The 295-nt window shown below is 42.4% G+C and carries 1 pseudogene; it reads left to right on the plus strand.

Annotated features, from left to right (window positions below):
* Nucleotides 1-295, plus strand: a pseudogene (locus CWC02_RS20695) (TonB-dependent receptor); the annotation flags it as partial.

Raw genomic sequence — 295 nt, forward strand, 5'->3', positions numbered from 1 at the left:
TCTATTTGAAACGGGCAGCTTCAGGAACTTTAGTTGAAGCGGGTACATCTTACTTCAACGGTGCAGGTTTCGAAATTGAAGGTATCGACTTTACAATAGCTGCTAACATCGAGACTGGTTTTGGTGATTTCCGTTTCCAAAACGTTAATAGCTTCGTTCTTTCTTACGACCAAGAAGTTGGTGGTGTTGTACAAGATACATCTGGCTGGTCTGGTACACCTGAACTTAAGTCTGTTGCTTCAGTTGCTGGGTCGTATGATGATCACTCTGAATCGTGGAATGCAACTTATACAGA

The sequence above is a fragment of the Pseudoalteromonas sp. S2721 genome, assembly GCF_005887425.1.
Classification (GTDB): Bacteria; Pseudomonadota; Gammaproteobacteria; order Enterobacterales; family Alteromonadaceae; genus Pseudoalteromonas; species Pseudoalteromonas simplex.